20 protein-coding genes are annotated in these 23624 nt (G+C 47.7%); 18 read left to right on the top strand and 2 right to left on the bottom strand.

Going from position 1 to position 23624, the window contains the following annotated elements; genetic code table 11:
* Positions 1-34 precede the first annotated feature (34 nt).
* Positions 35-625 (bottom strand): TetR/AcrR family transcriptional regulator, encoded by a 591-nt coding sequence (locus tag AT687_RS06575; protein ID WP_014310476.1) that lies wholly within the window; start codon positions 623-625, stop codon positions 35-37.
* Positions 626-787: 162 nt separating this feature from the next.
* Here AT687_RS06575 and AT687_RS06570 point away from each other — a divergent pair, with 162 nt between their 5' ends.
* From AT687_RS06570 to AT687_RS13030, 4 genes are all read left to right on the top strand, one after another.
* Positions 788-1522, top strand: a complete 735-nt coding sequence (locus tag AT687_RS06570) for a P-loop NTPase family protein (protein WP_014310475.1) — start codon at positions 788-790, stop codon at positions 1520-1522.
* Between the two features lie 18 nt (positions 1523-1540).
* Positions 1541-3562 carry a YhgE/Pip domain-containing protein gene (locus AT687_RS06565; RefSeq protein ID WP_014319124.1) on the top strand — a complete coding sequence of 674 codons (2022 nt, stop codon included), beginning with the start codon at positions 1541-1543 and terminating at the stop codon, positions 3560-3562.
* A gap of 78 nt (positions 3563-3640) precedes the next feature.
* On the top strand, positions 3641-4630 hold the full coding sequence (locus tag AT687_RS13035) for a helix-hairpin-helix domain-containing protein (RefSeq protein ID WP_021335059.1): 990 nt from the start codon (positions 3641-3643) through the stop codon (positions 4628-4630).
* 6 nt (positions 4631-4636) lie between these two features.
* Positions 4637-6295 (top strand): DEAD/DEAH box helicase, encoded by a 1659-nt coding sequence (locus AT687_RS13030; RefSeq protein WP_021335819.1) that lies wholly within the window; start codon positions 4637-4639, stop codon positions 6293-6295.
* A gap of 80 nt (positions 6296-6375) precedes the next feature.
* Here AT687_RS13030 and ypfJ read toward each other — a convergent pair whose 3' ends face one another.
* Positions 6376-7260, bottom strand: a complete 885-nt coding sequence (gene ypfJ / locus AT687_RS06550) for a KPN_02809 family neutral zinc metallopeptidase (RefSeq protein ID WP_014319123.1) — start codon at positions 7258-7260, stop codon at positions 6376-6378.
* A 227-nt stretch (positions 7261-7487) separates the two neighbouring features.
* Between ypfJ and aspS the strand changes: the two genes are divergently transcribed.
* The 14 genes from aspS to efp all read left to right on the top strand — a co-directional run bounded on the left by aspS (position 7488) and on the right by efp (position 23615).
* On the top strand, positions 7488-9287 hold the full coding sequence (gene aspS / locus AT687_RS06545) for an aspartate--tRNA ligase (RefSeq protein ID WP_021335056.1): 1800 nt from the start codon (positions 7488-7490) through the stop codon (positions 9285-9287).
* Between the two features lie 35 nt (positions 9288-9322).
* Positions 9323-10672 carry a protein kinase family protein gene (locus AT687_RS06540; protein ID WP_014301965.1) on the top strand — a complete coding sequence of 450 codons (1350 nt, stop codon included), beginning with the start codon at positions 9323-9325 and terminating at the stop codon, positions 10670-10672.
* 36 nt (positions 10673-10708) lie between these two features.
* Entirely contained in the window at positions 10709-12067 is a 1359-nt protein-coding gene (locus AT687_RS06535; RefSeq protein WP_014306945.1) for a replication-associated recombination protein A, read from the top strand.
* A 161-nt stretch (positions 12068-12228) separates the two neighbouring features.
* Complete coding sequence (alaS, locus tag AT687_RS06530; protein WP_021335054.1) at positions 12229-14895, top strand: alanine--tRNA ligase; 2667 nt, start codon at positions 12229-12231, stop codon at positions 14893-14895.
* 265 nt (positions 14896-15160) lie between these two features.
* Entirely contained in the window at positions 15161-15676 is a 516-nt protein-coding gene (ruvX, locus tag AT687_RS06525; RefSeq protein ID WP_014303462.1) for a Holliday junction resolvase RuvX, read from the top strand.
* Between the two features lie 112 nt (positions 15677-15788).
* Positions 15789-16937, top strand: a complete 1149-nt coding sequence (gene mltG / locus AT687_RS06520; protein WP_014306943.1) for an endolytic transglycosylase MltG — start codon at positions 15789-15791, stop codon at positions 16935-16937.
* Positions 16938-17058: 121 nt separating this feature from the next.
* Positions 17059-17901 (top strand): shikimate dehydrogenase, encoded by an 843-nt coding sequence (locus AT687_RS06515; RefSeq protein ID WP_014310472.1) that lies wholly within the window; start codon positions 17059-17061, stop codon positions 17899-17901.
* A 36-nt stretch (positions 17902-17937) separates the two neighbouring features.
* Positions 17938-18414 carry a prepilin peptidase gene (locus AT687_RS13495; RefSeq protein ID WP_077393403.1) on the top strand — a complete coding sequence of 159 codons (477 nt, stop codon included), beginning with the start codon at positions 17938-17940 and terminating at the stop codon, positions 18412-18414.
* Between the two features lie 77 nt (positions 18415-18491).
* Positions 18492-19703, top strand: coding sequence for a chorismate synthase (aroC, locus tag AT687_RS06510; RefSeq protein WP_014319122.1), 1212 nt, complete (start codon positions 18492-18494; stop codon positions 19701-19703).
* A gap of 7 nt (positions 19704-19710) precedes the next feature.
* Positions 19711-20259: a shikimate kinase gene (locus AT687_RS06505; protein ID WP_014310471.1), complete on the top strand. Its 549-nt coding sequence runs from the start codon at positions 19711-19713 to the stop codon at positions 20257-20259.
* A gap of 46 nt (positions 20260-20305) precedes the next feature.
* Positions 20306-21385, top strand: coding sequence for a 3-dehydroquinate synthase (gene aroB / locus AT687_RS06500; RefSeq protein ID WP_014316770.1), 1080 nt, complete (start codon positions 20306-20308; stop codon positions 21383-21385).
* Positions 21386-21826 carry a type II 3-dehydroquinate dehydratase gene (aroQ, locus tag AT687_RS06495; RefSeq protein WP_014319121.1) on the top strand — a complete coding sequence of 147 codons (441 nt, stop codon included), beginning with the start codon at positions 21386-21388 and terminating at the stop codon, positions 21824-21826.
* Between the two features lie 32 nt (positions 21827-21858).
* Complete coding sequence (locus tag AT687_RS06490) at positions 21859-22950, top strand: aminopeptidase P family protein (protein ID WP_014310469.1); 1092 nt, start codon at positions 21859-21861, stop codon at positions 22948-22950.
* Between the two features lie 101 nt (positions 22951-23051).
* Entirely contained in the window at positions 23052-23615 is a 564-nt protein-coding gene (gene efp / locus AT687_RS06485; protein WP_003851660.1) for an elongation factor P, read from the top strand.
* Positions 23616-23624: the final 9 nt, after the last annotated feature.

Raw genomic sequence — 23624 nt, 5'->3', positions numbered from 1 at the left:
GAGCGGGGTGGGGAAGATGGGTGAAGTTACCAACCTAGCTATTTTTAGTGGTTTTAGCTACTCCAGTTTTGCAACCTGCAATGAAAATATCGATGAGGTGCTCAGTTGTGGGAGTCGGTGTATCTGTCGCACTGAAATGAGGGGGTGCACATAGAGCAATAATGCCGGTGTAGAAGTCCAGGATTGAGATGGAAGGATGAATTAGTCCTGTGGCTCGAAGATTGGAATCGATAGTTCGCATCAACTTCATGAGTGTACGTCGGGTGTCTAAAAATTCTGGGGCCAAACTTGATTCGGGAGGCTGGATGATGGCTGGAATAACGATATTAAGCCCGATCGTAGAAATGAGAGATATGAGAGTGATGAGTTGTTGTTTGGCTTCGCTCGATGATCGGGGAGGGCAATTGGCTATGGAATTGAGTTGTTCGATGCCATTGTCAGCGATATTTCCAATGCAGGCATGAAGGAGGTGTTCACGCGTTGGGAAGTTTCGGTACAACGTTGCGATTCCGACTTTGGCGCGTTCTGCGACTGACTCGACCGTCATGTGAGTACCGGCTTGGATAAGAAGAGCGCTTCCGGCTGAGATAATGCTGTTTCGCCTTCGCAAAGCGTCCGTTCGCATAGTTTAGAGTCCTCGAGGGTTTGACAATGGTGTCATGTGAGAGAAATATGTTGATGATCCGCTTTAGTGGAGGGTACCTTCTCACTTATTGTGGGTGCAACACCTCTGCGGTAGACCTAATACATTTTAGAAAAACGACTAACAAGATAGGATCCCCCGTTCGTGGAAACAACGCACAGCCTCACGACGGACAACGCACCGACCGAAGATCAGCCGATCCTAAGTGTTACTGACCTCCATATGGTCAGCGGTACGCACCTCCCAGAGCTAAAAATCTACGCTGGTCTTAGCTTGGTGCACTGTGGTCGAGAAAATTCGGCAACAACTTTGTCGATGACTCTCGCAGGGCGTATGAAGCCCATAAGTGGCTCGATTGAATTAAAAGTTCAGGATTCAGACAAGGTGCTAACAGCGCCACGCCAACTGCATAAAGCAGTCGCCTTGGCAGGTGTACCAGAATTAGATTCGCTCGAACGACTCGTGCCAGTCACAGCTGCAGTGCGCGAACAATTGGCATGGTCGCAGCCTTGGTATCGCCGAGTTCCTCGGGACATAACCAAGTCGGAAACGTTCATTAACGCAGCCGAACTACTCGATCTTCCCAACAGCAAAGAATTTGCGAGACAAAGCATTGGAGATCTCGATCCCCTCACTCGTTTTCGTTTACGTATCGCTCTTGCACTAATTGCAAGACCGCACACAGACTTGCTCATTGTGGACGATATCGACCAAATCCGAAGCCTCCGCTTAAGAGCTGATCTTTTAAGGGAGTTAAAAAACATTGCTGCATCAATGCCCGTTGTCGCTATGTCCGCCAATGATGACGTTGACAAAATTGCAGACCAAGAGATTCACGTTGCTGGCGCCCTACAACGAAAGCAAAAAGCAAAGGCATAACGAGGAAAACCTAACATCATGAACCTATTTCATATCGGTACGGAATTCCGCAGATTCGGACATGGAAAACTACCTCCCATAGCAATTGTCGTTATCATGCTTATGCCCTTGCTCTTCGGCGGGTTATTTGTTTGGTCTTACTGGGATCCAATCGGACATCTCAACAAATTGCCCGTAGCAGTAGTCAACTCAGATACCGGAGTGACCAAAGAAGGCAAGACCATCAACGCAGGTGAACAGATCACCCATAGTCTTGTCGATCAACAACAAGCAAAATTTATAGAGGTCTCCGCCGACCAAGCTCGCAAAGGAATTGCTGACGGCACCTACTACTTCGCTATCGAATTCCCCACAGATTTTTCTCAAGCCGCCACTAGCGTAAAAGATCCCCAGCCGCATCAAGCAAAACTTAATGCTGTTTACAACAACGCCAATGGCTTTTTAGCTACAATGTTGGGCAACCAAGTTGTAGGACGCGTTCTCGCCGCAGTAAATGAGAATCTTGGATCACAAGTAGCAAACCAACTCCTTGTCGGGTTTAATACCATCGGCCAAGGCCTTGGCGCTGCAGCAGACGGCGCCGGCCAACTCGCAGACGGCTCCCATAAAGCTCATGATGGTGCCGACAAGCTCGCAGACGGATCAACACAGCTTAACAATGGACTCCAACAAGCAAACGACGGAGCACACAAGCTTTACGACGGCGCAGGCCAACTTGACCAAGGAATTCATACTGCGAGTAACGGTGCTGACGCACTCGCCGACGGACTAACAAAACTCAACGCAGCCACCGATACCCTCGGAAACGGCGCGGGTCAAGTATCTGCGGGCGTCGATAAGCTCGTGGGCGTCGCACAACAAGCGAGCGATGCCCAAGCGCAATTGACAGTTCCACTGGTCAATCTGAGTGCCCAACTACGTGCCACAGGCATACCCCAAGCGATCGACCTCGCTAACAGCGCCGACGGCATTATTAACTCCATCAACACAGCCGGAATCGGTCCTCAATCGGATATGATGACTCAACTTTCGAAACTGCGAAACGGGGCATCGGAAATACACCGACAGCTTTCCGACCCCACGGCACAATATCGCGCAGGTATAAATTCAGCAACGAAAGGTGCTCAAAAACTTTCCACTGGGTTGCATCAGTTGTCTGATGGCTCCGAAAAGCTTGTTATAGGTACCAAGACCCTAGCCGATGGCACGACCAAACTTTCAGCAGGATCTCAACAGCTGACGGTGGGTGCATCGCAACTTAGCTCAGGATTAGTTCGTCTTGATGAAGGAGCATCCGAACTATCCCTCAAGCTAGGAGAGAGCAAAGACAAAATTCCGCAATTCCCTGATGACACGATCGCAGACTCAGCGCGAAACGTATCTACACCAGTAGCAGAAAACGTTGCCAGAGATTCCCTCTCGCTTTTTGGATTAGGGCTCGCACCTATGTTTATCGCACTGGGACTATTCATGGGCGGCACCGTAACCTTCATGCTCATGCGTCCACTACAGCGACGTGTAGTTGATTCAGGCGTAACACCATTCCGCGTTGTTCTAGCCTCCTATATACCTGCAGTTATCGTTGGATTTTGCCAAGCAACCATTATGTTCTTAGTGCAACGCTATGCCATTGGGCTTCAAGCTCACAACGAATTCCTTCTGTGGGCAGCGATGTGCCTGACATCCATGTGCTTCATGGCGATAACCCAAGGACTCAACACAGTATTCGGCTCTACTGTCGGACGCGTATTGTGTATCGCATTTATGTCGCTACAGATCGTATCTTCCGGAGGACTATACCCACCGGAAACACAACCAGCACCACTGCGCTGGTTCCATACCTTCGATCCGATGACATACTCAGTAAATATCCTTCGGCAAGCGATTTACCCAACAGATGTAGCTTTAGACCATCGAGCAGTACAAGGTGTTAGCGTCTTGATCTTCATCGGTGCACTTTTCCTACTATTTTCTACAATTGCCGCAATGCGAGAACGACAAATGAAGATGAAAGATTTCCATCCAGAAGTAGCGGTATAACACCTGTATTTCAATAACGAAAAACATCGTCCGAATTCAAGTGAAGTGAAATAATCGGACAATATGGACCCACTTCGTATGAGCACGCTGCGCTCCCAAGGAACGTACCTTAGGGAAGTCGCACAGCGTGCTCATTTACTTCTGAACTCGCTACTAGAACCACATGAACCAGCAAGGTTCAACACTCATGGAAAAATCAGCGATGTATGGGTCGTACCTCAAACCGCTATATCTTGGCCCCCGCATCTATTCACCCACGAAGAATTCTCCGAAGATCATATTGAAGTTACGGAAATCCTTGAAAAATTTATCGAGTCAACGGCAGGCATCGTAGACCTTCTACACAAAACTAAAATTGGCATATGGAGCACATTTACGCGCCGGGTTTCTTCGACAGCGAATCAGCAATTCGAATCCGCTGCAACTGAGCTTGAAAACCTACTCGCGAATCCAGAACTTCAAGTGCAGCTATCCCGTGTCACTGAATACCTTCGCCGATATGATAGGGCTGAATCAGCTTATAAATCAGGAGTTCATCATTTTCTGGTAGAAAACCAAGACTCTCCCTACGGCAAAGCTGTGCGATCAAGCCTTGCGTCTGCAATGCAGCTTCCGGAAGTCTGTATTGATAATCTGAGCAAAGAATACGTAAGGCCTGCAATTCTCCTGTGCGAACAACTACGGGCGCACCCACTTTCACCGTGGACGCTACAACGCAAAGCGCTTCAAGCAGAAAACAAAATTATTCAATGCCGTGCGCTCGCACTTCTCAGTAGCCTTAGCATCGATTCTCTAAGCCAAGTGACCAGCGAACGCGTCAGTGTCACGGCGATAAAGCGTCAGGGAATAACTTCTGTGGCAGAAATAATTTCTCGTTCAGTTGAAGACTTGGAACAAATTCCGGGCGTCGGACAACAAACCGCAAAGCGGGTAAAAGCTGCAGCTCAGACCCTCTATTCGGAGGCGTTAGCCCAACCGCTTTCCACTTTAGGTTCAGAGCAGAGCACGGAACTCGAGGCGCTTCTTAATATTCTCTATCACTATGGTCGGAGTAGGGAAGCGCTATAAGACGAATTGGATCGCATTGATCGCCTTGAACGGTACTTGCAACCAGTAATCACACATGAAAAAGCGTTATGGAGGTCTATTCCACCGGCGTATTTTGTGATCTACAGCAAGGGGTCAAATGGGCACAACACTGCATATTTGCAGTTTATTGATGATATTTCTTGGGCAAACTTAGCTTTATCTATTCCAGACTTACTCTCTGAGGGGCAAGGCTCGGTAGACATTTGGAAGGATTACTGTGAACGCCCAGCGCATTACCAGTCGCTATGGTCTGCCATTCGTGGAAATGACCAAACGCCCTATAGTCAGAGCGGTTTATCGTCCGAAACGTTAGAACGTATTCGCGCACTAAAGCTCAATACTTCTTTACTACGAGACGCCTTTCTGCGTGGTTATCAAAGTTTCGGCGCAAAATTCGTTATAGTTCAGCGCAAAGTAATTCTTGGCGATGAGATGGGCCTTGGTAAAACTGTGCAAGCTATCGCAGCAGCTGCCCATGTTACTGCTGAAAAATCTTCTGAAAACCCAGTAAAGATATTGATAATTGTCCCAGCGTCACTGATGACTAACTGGGCTCGAGAATGGGAAAAATTCTGCAACATTCCTGTTCAGATTGCGCATGGAGAAAACAAACAAAAAGCAGTTGCGCAATGGAATGATACCGCTGGGGCGCTTATCGTTACATATGATGGCGCGAGAACCATGCAGCTTCTAGGGGCCACGGTTGTCATCGTCGATGAGGCTCACTACATAAAAAATCCTGAGGCTAAACGATCGCGAGCGGTCTCGCGGATTATTGCAGAATCGGAATATGTGCTTCTTCTCAGCGGTACTCCATTGGAAAATAGAATAGAAGAATTTTGTACGTTAGTTTCATATCTTGATTCGCATTGTGCAATAAGCGCACCGCGATTAGCCTCAGCATTTAAAGCTCATATCGCGCATCTTTATCTCCGGAGAAATCAAGGGGATGTCCTTGACGAGCTTCCTGAAAAAATCGATCACACAGAATGGGTCGAGCTCAGTGCGGAGGATGAACATCTATACAGACAAGCAGTACATGAACGTAATTGGATGCTGATGCGAAGAGTAGCAATGCTAGCAGCTCGGCCGGATTGTGCGAAAATGGAACGCTTAATCGACATTGTGAAAGAGGCAGAAAGTGTTGGAAAGAACGTAATTATATTTAGCTACTTTCGCAGTGTGCTCGAGCGTATTGAAAAAGATTTGGGTGAATACGTTGCGGGGTCAATCACAGGAGATGTGCCGCCTGAACGACGACAACAGCTGATTGATGAGTTGGGAAACACTGGAAGACATGTGTTATTGCTGCAAATTGTTGCAGGAGGTGTAGGGCTAAATATTCAAAAAGCCAGTGTGGTTATATTTACGGAAGCGCAAGTTAAGCCCACGCTGGTAGATCAAGCTATTGCACGCACACACCGAATGGGCCAACGAGATCCTGTCACAGTTTATCGACTTTTTGGCGCCGATACTGTCGACGAAAGACTTACCGAATTATTGGAGCATAAGAGGGCAGTATTTGATAACTATGCTCGGGATGCTGAAGCAGCAGAGGTTTTTGACGCCGTAGATGTCTCAGAAGGAGCGCTAGCCCGTAATATTATTGAGCTAGAGCACGATCGCTTACAGATTGATAACTAAGATGGCTCTTTTTCCAACTATTCAAGTTGAAAAAGAGCCATTAACCATCGTGCAAATATGACTTTGCGGCTAAAAACAAATTAGTCTTTGTACACGTGTCGATCGAGAGTATCGCAGCTGCTCATTTTCCCTAAATTATAGCCTGCGAGGAATGCTCGTTGTCTCTGATCGGAAGAACCGTGAGTAAACGATTCGGTGTTGACTCTTCCGGTTGCGCGTTCTTGGATGTTGTCATCGCCAACTGCGCGAGCCGCCGTTATAGCATCATTGACTTGTTGTTTGGTGATCGGTTCAAGGAAGGCATTATCCCCTTTATCTGCGTAATGCCCCCAGACACCCGCATAGCAGTCGGCCTGTAACTCAATCTTGACTGCATTCGAATTAGGACCGGGATCATTATAATCAGATAGTCCTAGTGTGCCTTCTAGGTTTTGAATATGATGCCCGATCTCATGTGCCACAATGTATTCCTGCGCGAACGGAGTATTTTCGCCTCCGTAACGTTGTAGGGAATCAAAGAAGCTAACATCAAAATAGGCGGTGCGATCGCGGGGGCAATAAAAAGGGCCGGTAGCAGATGAGGCGGTGCCGCAACCTGTGGAAACCGCTTGTGAGAATACTGTGATGTTGGGTTTTTCGAACGCAATTCCAGCTTGCTTTTGAAGTTGTTCTTGCCACATTTGATTAACCGAAATAGCAGTAAATTCGACACGACAGTCCGCATGTGCATTTGCATCATCCGTTGTCTTGCAATGTTCCAAAGTCCCAGAGCGCGCTTGTTGTTGATTTTGCGCAGAATCAGAGCCAATAATTTGACCCAAGTCTGATGGATTGCCGCCCATGAGTAGGAATAATCCTACGAGCAGTAATGTTCCTATGCCGCCTCCTGCAGCGATGCGTCCGCCGCCACCGCCGCCCGATCTGGCAAGATTTTCTGGTTTTTCTATACCGCCACGAAAAGTCATGTTTTCATCATGCCATAGGTTTTAGCCGTGAGGAGTTCCTTTATGCAGCGTAAATGCAAATTTGAAAGTGGCATGGGTGGAAATGGTCCCAAATGAAAAACGGTAATCAATCACTTTGGGGCAAAAGGTGGGCTGGTGTCGCGAATATTACGGTAACGCGGTAAAATCCTTCAGTTGATAAGCAAAGGGCGGGCTAACTCCCGTACAAGCGAAAGGATTTGGTGCACGTGTTGCGCACTCATCTCGCAGGTGATCTTGGTAAAGAGACCGCCGGCCAGACAGTCACCCTCACAGGTTGGGTTTCACGCCGTCGAGATCATGGTGGTGTTATCTTCATCGATCTCCGTGATTCTTCCGGGCTGGTTCAGGTCGTTTTCCGTGAAAACGATGTAGCTGAGCAGGCACACCACCTGCGGAGTGAATTCTGTATCAAGGTAACCGGTGAAGTAGAGGCTCGTCCAGAAGGTTCCGAGAACCCCAATCTTGCTTCGGGTGCAATCGAGGTCAACGTCACTGACTTGGAAATCCTGAATGAAGCTGCACCATTGCCATTTCAGATTGATGATGTTTCTCAGGGAGGCGAAGTTGGAGAAGAGACACGTCTTAAGTATCGTTACCTAGACTTGCGTCGCCCGAACCAAGGCGCAGCCTTGAGGTTGCGGTCGCAAGCTAATAAAGCGGCACGTAACGTACTCGATTCTCACGATTTTGTTGAAATTGAGACGCCAACTCTGACGCGTTCGACTCCAGAAGGTGCCCGTGACTTTCTTGTCCCAGCTCGTCTGAAGCCAGGATCATGGTATGCGCTACCTCAATCGCCGCAGCTATTCAAGCAGCTCTTGATGGTTGCGGGCATGGAGCGCTACTACCAAATTGCTCGTTGTTATCGAGATGAGGATTTCCGCGCTGACCGTCAACCTGAATTTACTCAGCTCGATATCGAGATGAGCTTTGTTGATCAAGATGATGTCATCGCATTGGCTGAAGAGATTGTTTCTTCGCTGTGGAAGCTCATCGGATATGAGATTCCTACACCGATTCCACGCATGACGTATGCCGATGCTATGCGTCTATATGGTTCGGACAAGCCCGATCTACGGTTCGACATTAAGATCGTTGAGTGCACAGACTTCTTCAAGAACACCACTTTCCGAGTGTTCCAAAATGAATACGTCGGTGCAGTTGTAATGGATGGTGGAGCTTCTCAGCCACGTCGTCAGCTTGATGCTTGGCAAGAATGGGCGAAACAGCGCGGAGCTAAGGGACTCGCATACATTTTGGTCGGCGAGAATGGTGAGCTTACCGGCCCAGTTTCTAAGAACATCACTGACGAAGAACGTGCTGGTATTGCAGCCCATGTTGGCGCAAAACCTGGCGATTGTATTTTCTTTGCTGCTGGTGAGACTAAGAGCTCACGCGCGCTCTTGGGTGCTGCTCGAAACGAAATCGCTAAGAAACTTGACTTGATCAAGGAAGGCGATTGGGCATTTACTTGGGTCGTAGATGCACCGTTGTTCGAGCCGTCTGCGGATGCAACTGCATCAGGAGATGTGGCACTTGGTCATTCGAAGTGGACTGCGGTTCACCACGCATTTACTTCTCCGAAGCCTGAATGGCTAGATTCTTTTGACGAGAATCCAGGAGAAGCAACTGCTTATGCTTACGACATTGTCTGCAACGGTAATGAAATCGGTGGCGGTTCGATTCGTATTCACCGTCGTGATGTTCAAGAACGAGTCTTTAAAGTTATGGGCATCACGGAGGATGAAGCTCGCGAGAAGTTTGGTTTCTTGCTTGATGCCTTTGCCTTCGGTGCTCCTCCACACGGCGGAATTGCTTTCGGTTGGGATCGTATCGTCTCGTTGCTTGGCGGATTCTCCTCGATTCGTGACGTAATCGCGTTCCCGAAGTCAGGTGGCGGCGTTGATCCGCTGACCGACGCTCCCGCACCAATTCCATTTGAGCAGCGTCGAGAAACTGGCGTGGATTTCAAACCAAAGAAAAAGACTGACGAGTCCGCAGTCTAACAATGCAAAGCTCACAGTGGGCTAGGCACTAGAAGTTGGGGCTTTGTTGGCGTCATAATGATGCTAATGGGGTCCCGATTTTCGCGAAAGCGGTATCGCTTAATGAAAAGGAAGAAACCGACGTGATGTTTGAATCGCACAGCCAGATTATTTCTGCTGCTGAAGAACTTTTGACTAAGCGTTATGGTGGTTCGCAATCATTGACTGATTGGGATCGCTTAGCAGGATCAGGGGCAGCAGTCGTATTGAGAGCTCGCGTCGCGTCGTCCCCATTTTTTCCCAATCGTTCAGTGGTTGTGAAATATATCCCGCCCACTGGAAGGCTTATCGACGAATCCACGCTGATGCGTGAAGTAGTTTCTTATCAGTTCACAACATCTCTGAATGCTGATGTTCGACCAGGTCCTGTCCTCTTAGCCTATGACGTAGAACAGCACCTCCTGGTGATTTCCGATTCCGGAGACGGAGATACATTCGCCGAACTCCTTGAGCGCCATGAAAATGATGTGCGAATTGGGATTTTGCGCAATTTGGGTGAAGCTATCGGAAAGCTGCATGTAGGAACAGCTGCCAAGGAACAAGATTTTAATATTTTGCTCCATAGGATGTTAGTCAAACATCCAGAAGTGCAGCCTATGCATGGTTTCAGAGAAAGGTTACTGCGTCTTAATATCGGCGTGGGCATCACACTTGTGGAACAAGCCGGGATTACGGTTCCGGATGTAGTGAAAAGCTTTGCACAAGAAGCAATGCGAAGGTTAGTTACCGGTCAACATCGAGCCTTTACGCCATTTGATTTGTCTCCAGACAACATTATTGTGGCTGACCGGACCGAGTTTTTAGATTATGAGTGGGCCGGATTCCGTGATGCGGCCTTTGATGTTGCTAGTGTTATCGCAGGTTTTCCTCAGTATCTTTTTGCTCGTCCCATCTCGGACGCTGAAGCAGATATTTTCATCGAATCATGGGTACAACAGGTTGGGGATATGTGGCCCAACGTACGGAATACGCCCCGTTTGCACGCGCGGATTTTAACTGCACTAATCGGCTGGGCTTTTTCAAGCGTAACGATGATGTATTTAGGTTCTAGCAGTGAAGCCTATGAAGAGCTTTTTCATAAAATAGGTACCGAAAAAGCGACTGCATTTGATGTAGAGGAAATCGTTAAAGAAATTGCTGCTACTGGCGATATTCTACTGGGAACGTTTGTTCCAGAAACGAGTGAGGATGCAGATTTGGTTGCTTTGCTTCGACAGGATCTCTATGAGACATTTGAAGCATTGAATCGATTTGCGCAACGAGAGTCGGATACGAGATTTCCGGTAGTTGCTGCTTTTGCCCAAGCGGTTGTTGACCTCCTCACGGACGATGAGTCGACTGAATAGAGTTGCAGACTAACGAAAAGGAGGATGAAGAGCATAATGGACTCTCTTTTTGATTCTCCAGTCCAAACTGCTCGGTCATCTAGTGATTCAGATGCTCATAACTTTTTCAAAGCAGGGCCGTATGCACCATTGGCAGCACGCATGCGCCCTCAATCGTTGGATGAAGTTGTGGGGCAACGCCATCTGTTAGATCCTGGGAAGCCTCTACAGCGGCTAATTGCTGGATCCGGTGATGCATCGGTGATATTATATGGACCTCCAGGAACTGGTAAGACCACGATTGCTTCGTTGATAAGTGCTGGTACTGGCCATGAATTTGTTGGATTATCTGCATTAAATTCTGGCGTGAAAGAAATCAGAGAGGTTATCGATCAAGCAAGGCGAAATCTTATTCATGGAAAACGGACGGTCTTATTTATCGACGAGGTCCATCGTTTTTCCAAGACGCAACAAGACGCCTTACTTGCTGCCGTAGAAAACCGAACAGTTTTGTTGGTTGCAGCTACAACTGAAAATCCTTCGTTTTCCGTAGTGGCGCCGTTGCTTTCGCGTTCTCTCATTTTGCAATTAAAACCTTTAACTCACGACGATATTAAAACCGTGTTGTTACATGCTTTGCAAGATAAAAGAGGTCTTGATAATCGAATCACTATTTCTGACGAAGCGTTGGAACAACTAGTTCTCCTTTCAGGCGGCGATGCACGGCGTTCATTAACTTATTTAGAAGCGGCATCTGAATCTTTAGCCGATGGGGAAGAGCTAACGCCTGAGATCATTCGGCACAATGTTGACAAAGCTATTGTTCGATATGATCGCGACGGAGATCAGCATTATGACGTTGTGAGTGCCTTCATTAAGTCGATGAGGGGCTCTGATGTCGATGCTGCATTGCATTACCTCGCCAGAATGATTGATGCAGGAGAAGACCCCCGTTTTATCGCGCGTCGTCTTGTGATTCACGCCAGCGAAGACGTCGGCATGGCGGATCCTCAAGCGTTGAGCGTAGCAGTAGCGGCGAGTCAAGCAGTCGCTTTGATTGGTATGCCAGAAGCACGTATCAATTTAGCGCAGGCAACTATTCACTTGGCGACGGCGCCAAAATCCAACGCTGTGATAACTGCGATTGATGCTGCGCTGGCAGACGTAAAGCAAGGTAAAACAGGCCCAGTTCCAGCGCATCTGCGTGATGGTCATTATGCGGGTGCCAAGCAACTGGGAAACGCCGTTGGGTATAAGTACCCGCATGATGATCCTCGAGGAATTGTCGAGCAGCAATATATCCCTGACGGACTTGAGGATGTTGTTTATTATCGCCCAAGCGAGCATGGGGCAGAACAACGGATCGAGAGTTACTTAGGCAAGTTGCGTAGGATTGTACGAGGGCAACGTCGATAAGCTTTTGGCAAAAGATTTGATGATACGCAAGGCCTGTGATTTGTTTTGATCGATCTACGAGTAAGCTAGAAAACCGATTGCTTTTCTGCTGGCATGTGCACACCCAGGTCATGCAGTAAAGAGAAATGAAAACTTTTAACTATCAAGCGAGGACTACTGCTGTGCAGACCCATGAAATTCGGGAACGCTTTACTAATCACTTCGTCAAGGCTGGACACGAAGCTGTTCCAAGCGCGTCGTTGATTCTTGACGACCCGAACCTGCTGTTCGTCAACGCAGGTATGGTTCCGTTCAAACCATACTTCTTGGGTCAACAGAACCCACCGTTTCTTAATGGCACCGCAACGTCGATTCAAAAATGCGTACGCACCCTTGATATCGAAGAAGTAGGTATTACTACCCGTCACAATACGTTTTTTCAGATGGCGGGTAACTTCTCCTTCGGTCAATACTTTAAAGAAGGCGCGATCACACATGCGTGGCAGCTGCTCACTGGAACGGTCGCTGAAGGTGGCTTGGGGTTAGATCCTGAGCGCCTGTGGGTCACGGTCTACCTTGATGACGACGAAGCTGCAGAAATCTGGAACAAAAAGATTGGTGTTCCTAGCGAACGCATCCAGCGACTAGGCATGGCGGATAACTACTGGTCAATGGGTATCCCCGGCCCCTGTGGTCCATGCTCGGAGATTTACTATGACCGTGGTCCCGAATATGGTGCTGAAGGTGGTCCAATTGCTGATGACAACCGCTACATGGAAATCTGGAATTTGGTTTTCATGGAAAATGAGCGTGGAGAAGGCATCGGCAAGGATAATTTTGAAATTGTCGGACCGCTTCCTAAAAAGAACATTGACACCGGAATGGGTATTGAGCGTGTTGCTTGTATCCTTCAGGGAGTAGACAATGTCTACGAAACTGATCTGTTGCGGCCAGTTATTAATGTTGCAGAAGAGCTGACCGGAGCAACTTACGGTACGAATGACGACGATAACATTCGTTTCCGTGTGATTGCGGACCACTCTCGTACGGGCATGATGCTTATTCTTGACGGAGTGACTCCCGGAAATGAAGGACGCGGATACATTCTGCGTCGATTGCTGCGTCGCATCATCCGATCTGCTCATTTGCTTGGTGCTAAGGGTAAGACGCTTGAAAAGTTCATGAACACCATCATGGATACGATGACTCCCTCATATCCAGAAATTGCGGATAACCGTGAGCGTATTCTTCGAGTTGCGATCACCGAAGAAAAGGCATTCCTTAAAACTTTGGCGTCAGGAACCGAGCTTTTCGAAGACAAAGCAGACCAGGTAAAGACATCCGGAAATAAAGTTCTTGATGGTGCAGCTGCTTTTAAGCTTCACGATACCTACGGTTTCCCCATCGATCTGACGCTTGAGATGGCAGCTGAAGCGGGACTCAACGTTGATATTGAAGGCTTTAACTCATTGATGGCGGAGCAGCGCGCACGAGCAAAAGCCGACAATCGCGCTAAAAAACATGGGCACGCTGATTTGTCCATATACCGTGAATGGGTAGATGAGCATCCTACAGTCTTTACTGGCTATGATGAGCTCACGACCGATTCCAAGGTATTGGGTCTATTGTCCGCCGGCAACAAGGTTAACGAAATCAAAGCCGGTGAAGAAGTCGAAGTAATTCTGGAAGCATCTCCGCTTTATGCAGAAGCAGGTGGCCAGTTAGGCGACCGCGGTCAAATTCTCATGGGCGACACGGTGCTAAAAGTCAAGGACGTCCAAAAAATTGGAAAGAAGCTCTGGGTTCATAAGGCTACTGTGGCACAGGGCGGACTGAGCGTTGGCGATGTCGTAACCGCACAGGTAGATAGTGACTGGCGCCATGCTGCTCGACAAGCACACACAGGAACGCACTTGATCCATGCTGCTCTCCGCCAGGTACTTGGTCCTACTGCGGTTCAGGCTGGTTCTATGAACAAGCCTGGCTATCTTCGCTTTGACTTTAACTACACTGAAAGCTTGACGCCACGGCAGCTGGAAGAAATTCAGAACATAACTAACCAAGCCGTTGACTCCGATTGGGATGTTAATACCATTGAAACCTCTCTCGAGGAGGCAAAAGCAATGGGAGCACTGGCCTTGTTCGGTGAGAATTATGGATCGGAAGTTCGTGTGATCGAAGTTGGTGGACCATTCTCTATCGAGCTGTGCGGTGGTACCCACGTAACACATTCTTCGCAAATCGGTCCTGTTGCAATTTTGGGTGAATCTTCTGTGGGATCAGGCGTACGTCGCATCGAGGCGTACACAGGACTCGATTCCTTCAAGTACTTGGCCAAAGAGCAAGCGCTTGTAGAAAACATCGCATCCTCCATGAAAGTTAAGCCGGAAGAGTTACCAGATCGTATTGCTGCATTGACCCAAAAGCTTAAAGATGCTGAAAAAGCTATTGCCGATATGCGTTCGGCCCAATTGATGGCCCAAGCTACGGGACTAGTTGCAGGGGCCATAGAGGTCAATGGGGTCAAACTTGTTGCTCAGCGAGTCTCTGATGTGGAAAACATGGGTGATCTGCGTTCTCTTGCTGCAGATATTAAACAACGCTTAGGCGATGTTCCTGCAGTGGTTGCTTTGGTGGGCGAAGACGCCTCCGGTAAGGCACCATTTGTTGTCGGCGCTACAAAGGCTGCTGTTTCCGCAGGATACAAAGCGAATGCATACGCAAAGATCCTAGGACAGTACATTGAAGGAAATGGCGGTGGAAAGCCAGACATGGCTCAAGGGTCAGCACGAAACTCTAGTGGATTCGATCAAGGAATTGCAGCTGTAAAGGCAGAGATGTCAGCATAAGCAATTTATTTTGAAACTCCGACCGCATCGATGTAAACAATAATTTACTGTTCGTCGATGCGGTCGAATTTCTTTTGAATGAGCTCTAGCAATATTCGATAAATATCGTGGTAATAGTGGTATAAAACCCATAAGTTGGCGTTCGACGGTTACAAATAGGTAACATTTGTTTGCTCGGTACGTTGCCGTACGTGTCAATTGTGCCTTTAAACGTCAAAAGTTTGTTTTAGTGACTGTGCAAAGTTCACGATGTAAGGATTTTTACATGGTAGTTCAACCGGATATTCCCGGAGATAACGATCCTGGGATGGGGCGACGACTCGGCGTTGATGTAGGTACAGTTCGAATTGGATTAGCAATGTCCGATTCTGGTGCTCGTATGGCAATGCCATTCGAAACAGTCGCGCGTGAAACAGGACTCAAAGACAGTGATAAGCAAGACATTGACAGAATTGCAGAAGTAATTTGTGACAATCATATAGTAGAAGTAGTTGTCGGGCTTCCGCGAGATCTAAAAGGAAATGGCTCAAAAAGCGTCAAACATGCCAAAGATGTCGCTTTTAGAATTCGACGTCGGATGCATAAAAACGGGTGGGAACATGTTGCAGTGAAAATGGCTGATGAGCGTCTAACCACAGTGGTTGCAACACAAGCTCTCAGAGCCTCTGGTGTTTCAGAGAAAAAGGGGAGAAGCGTGGTTGACCAAGCCGCAGCAGTAGAAATTCTTCAATCTTGGTTGGATGCCCGAAACAACGTACTAGAGAATCGGACAATCCCGTAGAAAAGCCCACTTGTAGCATAATACGGCGCTGCAACTGAAAATTATCGCTGTAAAAAGTAGAATCAATAATCTAGCAAGGTCAGTAGCGACCTGAAACGAAAGGCTCACATCGATGCGAATGGAAAGTAAATACGTCAAACGGCGTCAACGTGGTTTGGCCGTGTTGGTTGCTGCCTTAGTCTTGATTATTGGTTCGGTAATTTACATCGGCGTCCATTTTGTCAACGGAGGGTCTGATTACAAGGGTGCGGGCAACGGAGAGATGGCGCTTGTGGAGATCAAAGAAGGGTCGTCTCTTTCCGAACTAGGGCCTGAACTTGCCGAGCGTGGGATCGTCGCAAGTAACGATGCTTTCCAAGGCGCTGCATTTTCTAATCCGGGGGCCAGTCAAGTTAAGCCAGGTTTTTATCGCCTAGAAAAGAAAATGAGTGCTGCAGAAGCAGTCAAAGCACTGCTCGATCCTTCGCGTAAGATCGATATGCTCGAAATCCATGGTGGCTCCACATTGATAGACGTCACAGTGGTTAAGGGACAAACGCGTAAAGGAATCTACTCAATGATTTCAGACGTGACGTGTTCTCAAGGCTCGACCAAATGCATTAGTTCTGCGGAACTGCAGCAGGTAGGTGCAACAGCATCGTTGGAAGAACTTGGAGTTCCAGATTGGGCTCGGGATGCAGTTGCTGCGCGTGCAAATGATCCTAAACGTTTGGAAGGTCTGATTGTCCCAGGGTCATATATCGTTAACCCAGAAAAAGATGCCCTTGGCATTTTGCAGGATCTGATTAAGCGTGGTGCCGAAACTTTTGAAAAGACCTCACTTGCGCAGCGCGCACAGACTGTTGGTCTGAGTCCTTATGAGTTGCTCACCGCGGCTTCGCTTGTAGAACGCGAAGCGCCAGCAGGAGACTTTGACAAAGTTGCGCGGGTCATTCTTAATCGTTTGGCGAAGCCAATGCGTCTTGAGTTTGACTCAACTGTGAACTATGGCTTGGCAGAACAAGAAGTCGCTACGACCAACGAGGACCGCGCTCGCGTGACTGCATGGAATACTTATGCTAAAGATGGGTTGCCAGATACTCCGATTGCTAGTGCCTCCGTTCAAGCTATTGAAGCACTTGAAAATCCTGCCGAGGGGGACTGGCTGTACTTCGTAACGATTGATAAAAACGGAACCACTGTGTTCACCAATAATTTTGAGGATCACCAAAATGCTACCCGCGATTCGATTGAAAATGGCGTGTTAGATAGCAATCGATAAGCGTTAATGCGCCTTGTGGCCTTATCCTAAACAATCAGGATAAGGCCATTTTATTTTTGTTACGAACCTAAAAGCGGCTTGGCGGGGGTATCTATTGCCAGGTCATTTTATACTGACCATTATGATTCACTTTCGAGCAGCCGTCTTAGGACACCCCATTGAGCATTCCTTATCTCCGTTACTTCATAACGCTGGTTATGCGGCTATAGGTCTTTCGCAATGGTCTTATGGACGATTTGATTGTGATTCACAGCAGTTATCTGAATTAGTCGATAAATGTGATCCATCATTTCAGGGTTTCTCAGTAACAATGCCGTGCAAATTTGAGGCGTTAGAATACGCAACGTCGGTAAGCGAACGTGCACAGAGAATTGGCTCTGCAAATACTTTGGTCCGAGCTGAAAATGGCTGGTATGCGGACAACACGGATACAGAGGGGGTTCGCGGTGCCTTGGAGATCCTTTTTAGTGATCGGGGCGGTTCTGCGGAGGCGCTCAAAAATACAAGGGCAATAGTTGTCGGTGCTGGAGGTACGTCTCGGCCAGCAATCTGGACATTAGGTACTTTAGGCGTCGCAGAAATAGTTGTGGTCAATAGAAGCGATCGTCGTGAAGAATTGGAACCAGTTCTAGAAGGGGAACCCACCAAAATAAGTTTTGTTGGGTTTGATTCAAATATTCGGTCATACGCGCAGTCAGCTTCAGTGGTTATTTCGACTGTGCCGTCTGTTGGGGTGTCAGATTATATTGATGACCTAGTTCATGCTCCAGTTCTCGATGTCATTTATGATCCGTGGCCGACACCATTAATCCAACATGCTCAAAAGAAAGGCGTGCCGTGTATCGGTGGACACATAATGCTTTTGCACCAAGCTTTGAGCCAGTTTGAACAATTTACGGGGGTAAAGGCACCTCGCGAAGCAATGCAAAAAGCACTGTTTGACCACCTGTTTGGGGACAATTAATCCTGCGAATAGTGCTTCCCCCATACAATAGAGCGCATGGGGGAAGCACTTAAAATATTGGGAATAACTAGTGTCGGATCGTGGTGGGCCTTTCGGCTGATTCTATTTGATTGCACAACTCGTCGTCTGCCTAATCGATATACGTTAAGCGCTGCTGCTTGCTCATTTATATGGGCAGTTCTAACACAGCATTTCGAGTGGATCCTCTACGCGGGAATCTGGGTTTTACCCTACGTCTTTATAGGTAGTTTGAGTGCAATGCGAGGAATTGGGGGCGGTGATATAAAACTAAGTATGGCCCTTGGAATCGTGGCGGCAGCACACGCGGGTGCTCAAGGCGTGGTTGTTGCCAGTATTTGCTCTTCATGTTTGTCAATAGTTTTAGGTCTAATTCTTCGATTTCTTCACTCGAAGAGATGTAATTCCACGAAATATAGCAATCTTCCGCATGGTCCGAGCATGATAATAGCGACATGGTTTGTGGTGGTATGGAGTCAAATTACCCCCACATAGTCAGTGTTTTACCCAGAAACAACAAGAAATCATATGCAAACCGATCTTCTTGTTCATGACATGCCATAATTTCAAGCATGCTTCGTTGGACAACTGCTGGAGAATCACACGGACAAGCATTGATTGCAATGCTCGAACACATGCCCGCTGGTGTGCCTATTAGCCGAGAGGAAATTTCCTTTCAACTAGGCAGACGGCGTCTTGGTTTTGGACGTGGGGCACGAATGAAATTTGAAGCTGACGAGGTAAGCATTCTGGGTGGTGTTCGTCATGGGTATACGATTGGCAGCCCAATCGCAATTATGGTTGGAAACACTGAGTGGCCAAAATGGACGACCATTATGTCTGCAGATGCAATTGACGAGTCTGATCCTGATGTTGCCGCAGCTATGTCTTCTGGACGTGGAGCCCGTCTGACGCGGCCCCGTCCTGGACATGCTGATTTTGCAGGAATGGTCAAATATAATCATGATGAAGCTCGACCGATTTTAGAGCGATCCTCAGCACGAGAGACTGCTGCGCGAGTAGCTGCAGCCACAGTTGCACGGAGCTTTCTGCGTGAAACGCTTGGCGTGGAAGTATTCTCGCATGTTATTTCCATTGGTCGCTCGGAAATTGATCAAACAGTTTGCCCAACATTTGAGGACTTAGGAAGGATTGATGATTCTCCTGTCCGTTCAGCTTCAGCACAAGCGGAAGCGAGCATGATAGATCAAATTAATGCAGCTAAAAAACAAGGAGATACCCTTGGCGGCATTGTTGAGGTCATCGTTAACGGCCTTCCTATCGGCTTAGGCTCTCATATTTCAGGCGAGGATCGACTAGATGCACAGCTTGCAGCGGCCCTCATGGGCATCCAAGCAATAAAAGGCGTGGAAATCGGTGACGGATTTGAAGAAGCCCGAAGGCTAGGTTCAGAAGCACATGATGAGATTGTGTTGAGGGACGGCGTAGTTGCACGACAAAGTAACAGGGCAGGTGGCATCGAAGGTGGTATGACCAATGGAGAAAGCCTTCGAGTACGTGCAGCAATGAAGCCAATTTCGACCGTGCCTCGAGCATTACAATCCATTGATATGGATTCTGGTAAACGTGCTACTGGAATCCATCAGCGATCTGACCTATGTGCTGTTCCTGCAGCTGGTGTTGTCGCAGAAGCAATGGTTGCGTTGGTTTTAGCGCGAGCAGTGTTGGAAAAATTTGGTGGCGATTCCTTAGCCGAGACGAAGCGAAATATCGCTACTTATAACGAATACGTTAAAACCCGGATTTCATTCGATGGTGAGTAGGAAAGTGATGAACGATCAGTTACTCGAATCAGACGTGAGTGGTCGGGTTCGCCCAATCGTTGTTTTAGTAGGTCCACCTGGGGCAGGTAAAACGACTATTGGCCGTCGTCTTGCGAATGCCCTGAATACTTCGGTGGTGGATAGCGATGTGTTGATTGAACAACTCCAAGGCAAACCCTGTGGTGTTGTATTTGCTGAACTCGGTGAGCCAAACTTTCGAGATTTAGAAGCAGAAGTAATAGACTTTGCCCTCACAACAGCAGGGGTAGTGAGCCTCGGTGGCGGTGCCGTGACAACGGAATCAGTGCGACAAAAGCTTCGAGCGCAAATAGTGGTATGGGTAGATGTATCCGCAGCGGAAGGCGTGCGTCGAACTGCAGTTGAAAATTCGAGGCCATTACTGGATACAACGAATCCACTTGAACGCTACAGCGAATTATTAGCTCAGCGTCGTGATTTTTATAAAGAAGTAGCAGATTATCGCGCGCACACAGATGCTCGGAGTCCACAGCAAATTGTTGCTGATATTTTGGGCTTTCTTGAAACCTTACGTTGAATCGTGTGACTAGTTTTATCGCCGTATGCCGAAAAGGAGTTAAATAGTGCCAACTATAGAAGTGAAAAGCAGTAATCCGTACCAAGTACGGATTGATAAACAACTAAACACTGAGATCGTTACAACATCACAACTCAGCGGTGCGGAAAACGTAGCGATCATCACACAACCTCCACTTCTTGAACGTGCTGAAAAGCTTGAAAAGATGCTGGCACAAGCGGGACTTGTGTCTCATGTTTTGGCTGTGCCTGATGCTGAAACTGGTAAAACTCTTGAAGTTGCTGGACGTTGTTGGGATCAGCTAGGCGAATGGGGCTTTTCTCGAAGCGATCTAATAATCGGATTCGGTGGTGGGGCTGCAACAGATTTGGCTGGATTTGTTGCAGCAGCTTGGATGCGCGGCATAAAAGTAATTCAGGTACCTACTACGTTATTAGCAATGGTTGATGCAGCAGTCGGGGGGAAGACTGGTATCAATACTGCGGCTGGAAAAAACTTAGTGGGAGCATTCCACGAGCCGATTGCGGTGTTTATCGATGTGGATCATCTCGATTCATTGCCACAGGATGAGATTATTGCGGGGTCGGCTGAAATCATAAAAACTGGTTTTATTGCAGATCCTAGAATTCTCGAATTATATGAGAAAGATCCGGCAGCGTGTTTGCTTAAAGATGGGTACCTTCCGGAACTTATTGCGCGCTCAATTGCCGTGAAATCAAAAGTTGTAAGTCAAGATTTAAAGGAATCAGGTTTACGCGAGATCCTAAACTATGGGCACACTTTTGGGCATGCAGTTGAACTGCGTGAAAATTTTTCTTGGCGGCATGGAAATGCTGTAGCCGTGGGAATGGTATTTGTCGCGGAGTTGGCCAACATTCGTGGTCTTATCTCTGACGAGCTGGTAGAACGGCATCGCAAAATTTTAAAGTCGATAGGGTTGCCTACCTCATATTCGCAAGGCCACTTTGAAGAACTTCATCAAGGCATGAAGCATGATAAGAAGAATCGAAATAGCATGATTCGATTCGTCGCTTTACGTGACATAAATGATGTCGTTCGCCTTGAAGGTCCTACTGACGAAGAACTTTTCCAAGCATATTCGCGCCTTGCATTGGAGATGAGCTAAATGAATGTTGTGATCCTCAACGGTCCAAACTTAGATCGGTTAGGCAAACGTCAGCCTGAAATTTATGGTTCGACAACTCTAGCAGACGTAGAACTTGAGTTGTTTCGACTCGCTGGGCAATTAGGCGTTGACGTCGAATGTAAACAGTCAAACTATGAAGGTGAATTGATCGACTGGCTACACTGTGCGGCGGATGCAGGTAATCCCGTGATCATTAACCCCGGAGGGCTAACCCATACTTCGGTGGCATTGCGTGATGCATTGGCTGAAATATCAGATGGTCCAGGGTTCATTGAAGTCCATATTTCGAATATTCATGCGCGAGAAGAATTTAGACACCACAGTTATTTGTCTCCAATCGCGACTGGAGTTATCGCCGGACTGGGAACAATCGGTTACGAATTAGCCCTCCGATATGTAGTTTCGACTTTAAACTCATAAAAAAACTCTCATCGATGTAGGAGAATATGACTATGCCATTGGCTGATACTCGTTTTTTACAGCGCCGACGTGCTCTTTCTGCACAGCTTGCAGCCAAGCGTATCGACGCTATGTTAGTGACGCATTTGACGCATATTCGCTATTTATCGGGATTTACCGGTTCAAATGCGGCACTAATCATCAATAAGGATCTTTCGGCGCGTATTTCAACAGACGGCCGATACACCACACAGATTGCTGAGCAAGTACCAGATATTGAATCTTTAATGGCTCGCAATTGTGCTCCAGCTCTTCTATCGGACATTAATGGTGCGAAGCGGGTCGGATTTGAGGCGGACTATCTATCAGTTTCGCAATGCGAAGAATTGCGTAAATCAGCAGGCTCCGATGTGGAGTTGATTCCAGTAACTGGAGCCATCGAGAAGCTTCGGCTAATAAAAGACGCATTGGAAATTGAGTCTCTTCGATCTGTAGCAAAAATTGCAAATACTGCTTTTCAGGAACTTATCGATGATGGCTTGATTGCTGCAGGGCGAACTGAACGTGCGATAGCCGCCGATTTGGAGTATCGGATGCGCATTAAAGGTGCAGAACGGCCGAGTTTTGACACCATCGTGGCATCGGGTCCAAATTCGGCAAAACCACACCATGGTGCCGGTGATCGGGTGATATGTGAAGGGGATATCGTCACTATAGATTTTGGTGCATATGCTGATGGTTATAACTCAGATACGACTCGAACCGTGATCGTTGGGCAACCAACTGCATTTGCTCGAGAAATCTACTCGATAGTTTTAGAAGCTCAGCGTGCGGGTTGTGCTGCTGCTGTGCCAGGTACTTCATTGGTAGACGTCGATAAGGCTTGTCGCGAAGTCATTGAGAATGCTGGATATGGTGAATATTTTGTTCACTCAACTGGTCACGGTCTGGGTTTGGACGTTCACGAACAGCCTGCAGCGGCTGTGACTGGAAGCGGAGTTTTGGAAGAAAACATGACTCTCACTATCGAACCTGGAATTTATGTCCCAGGTAAAGGTGGAGTACGAATCGAAGATTCACTCGTTATTCGTAGCGGATCGGCTGAAAACCTCACGAGTCTTTCCAAGGATCTTTTGATACTCTAAAGTGTCGAAGCGAAATTGATAATATTGCTAAAGCTTTAGTGTAGTATTGACTGGCTACCGACAGCATCAAATCTTTTCATCGAAAGAAAGAAGTATTCAGCGTGGCAACTACTGCCGATTTTAAGAACGGTCTTGTCCTCAAGATTGACAACAAGCTCCAGCAGATTATTGAGTTCCAGCACGTCAAGCCTGGTAAAGGTCCTGCATTCGTGCGTACAAAGCTGAAGGATGTTGTCTCCGGAAAAGTCACCGATAAAACCTTTAACGCTGGTGTCAAGGTTGAAACGGCAACCGTTGATCGCCGTGATATGACTTACCTGTACAACGATGGATCTTCCTACGTTGTCATGGATGAAAAGACCTTTGAACAGGCGGAGCTGGCTCCTCACATCTTCGGTGATGCTGCTCGTTTCCTTCTAGAGAACACCACTGTTCAGGTATCTTTCCACGAGGGTGAGCCTTTGTTTGCTGAACTGCCAATCTCTCTCGACCTTCGCATCGAGCACACCGATCCCGGCCTTCAGGGCGATCGTTCCACTGGCGGTACGAAGCCAGCAACTCTTGAGACTGGTGCCGAGATTCAGGTCCCACTGTTCATCGAGACTGGAAATGTGGTTAAGGTGGATACCCGCGACGGTTCCTACCTATCTCGCGTAAACAACTAATTGTGAGCG

This window comes from Corynebacterium diphtheriae (assembly GCF_001457455.1).
Lineage (GTDB): Bacteria > Actinomycetota > Actinomycetes > Mycobacteriales > Mycobacteriaceae > Corynebacterium > Corynebacterium diphtheriae.
Note: the sequence above shows the minus strand (reverse complement) of the source record. Positions and strands in the feature narration are given on the sequence as shown.

Bases quoted from the DNA above. Each gene is read 5' to 3' on its own strand.
- mltG (WP_014306943.1), top strand. From the start codon at position 15,789: ATGCGAATGGAAAGTAAATACGTCAAACGGCGTCAACGTGGTTTGGCC.
- ypfJ (WP_014319123.1), bottom strand. From the start codon at position 7,260: ATGACTTTTCGTGGCGGTATAGAAAAACCAGAAAATCTTGCCAGATCG.
- AT687_RS13035 (WP_021335059.1), top strand. From the start codon at position 3,641: ATGAGCACGCTGCGCTCCCAAGGAACGTACCTTAGGGAAGTCGCACAG.
- AT687_RS13495 (WP_077393403.1), top strand. From the start codon at position 17,938: ATGGGGGAAGCACTTAAAATATTGGGAATAACTAGTGTCGGATCGTGG.
- AT687_RS06565 (WP_014319124.1), top strand. From the start codon at position 1,541: ATGAACCTATTTCATATCGGTACGGAATTCCGCAGATTCGGACATGGA.
- aroC (WP_014319122.1), top strand. From the start codon at position 18,492: ATGCTTCGTTGGACAACTGCTGGAGAATCACACGGACAAGCATTGATT.
- AT687_RS06490 (WP_014310469.1), top strand. From the start codon at position 21,859: ATGCCATTGGCTGATACTCGTTTTTTACAGCGCCGACGTGCTCTTTCT.
- AT687_RS06505 (WP_014310471.1), top strand. From the start codon at position 19,711: ATGAACGATCAGTTACTCGAATCAGACGTGAGTGGTCGGGTTCGCCCA.
- ruvX (WP_014303462.1), top strand. From the start codon at position 15,161: ATGGTAGTTCAACCGGATATTCCCGGAGATAACGATCCTGGGATGGGG.
- aroQ (WP_014319121.1), top strand. From the start codon at position 21,386: ATGAATGTTGTGATCCTCAACGGTCCAAACTTAGATCGGTTAGGCAAA.
- AT687_RS06575 (WP_014310476.1), bottom strand. From the start codon at position 625: ATGCGAACGGACGCTTTGCGAAGGCGAAACAGCATTATCTCAGCCGGA.
- AT687_RS06535 (WP_014306945.1), top strand. From the start codon at position 10,709: ATGGACTCTCTTTTTGATTCTCCAGTCCAAACTGCTCGGTCATCTAGT.
- AT687_RS06515 (WP_014310472.1), top strand. From the start codon at position 17,059: ATGATTCACTTTCGAGCAGCCGTCTTAGGACACCCCATTGAGCATTCC.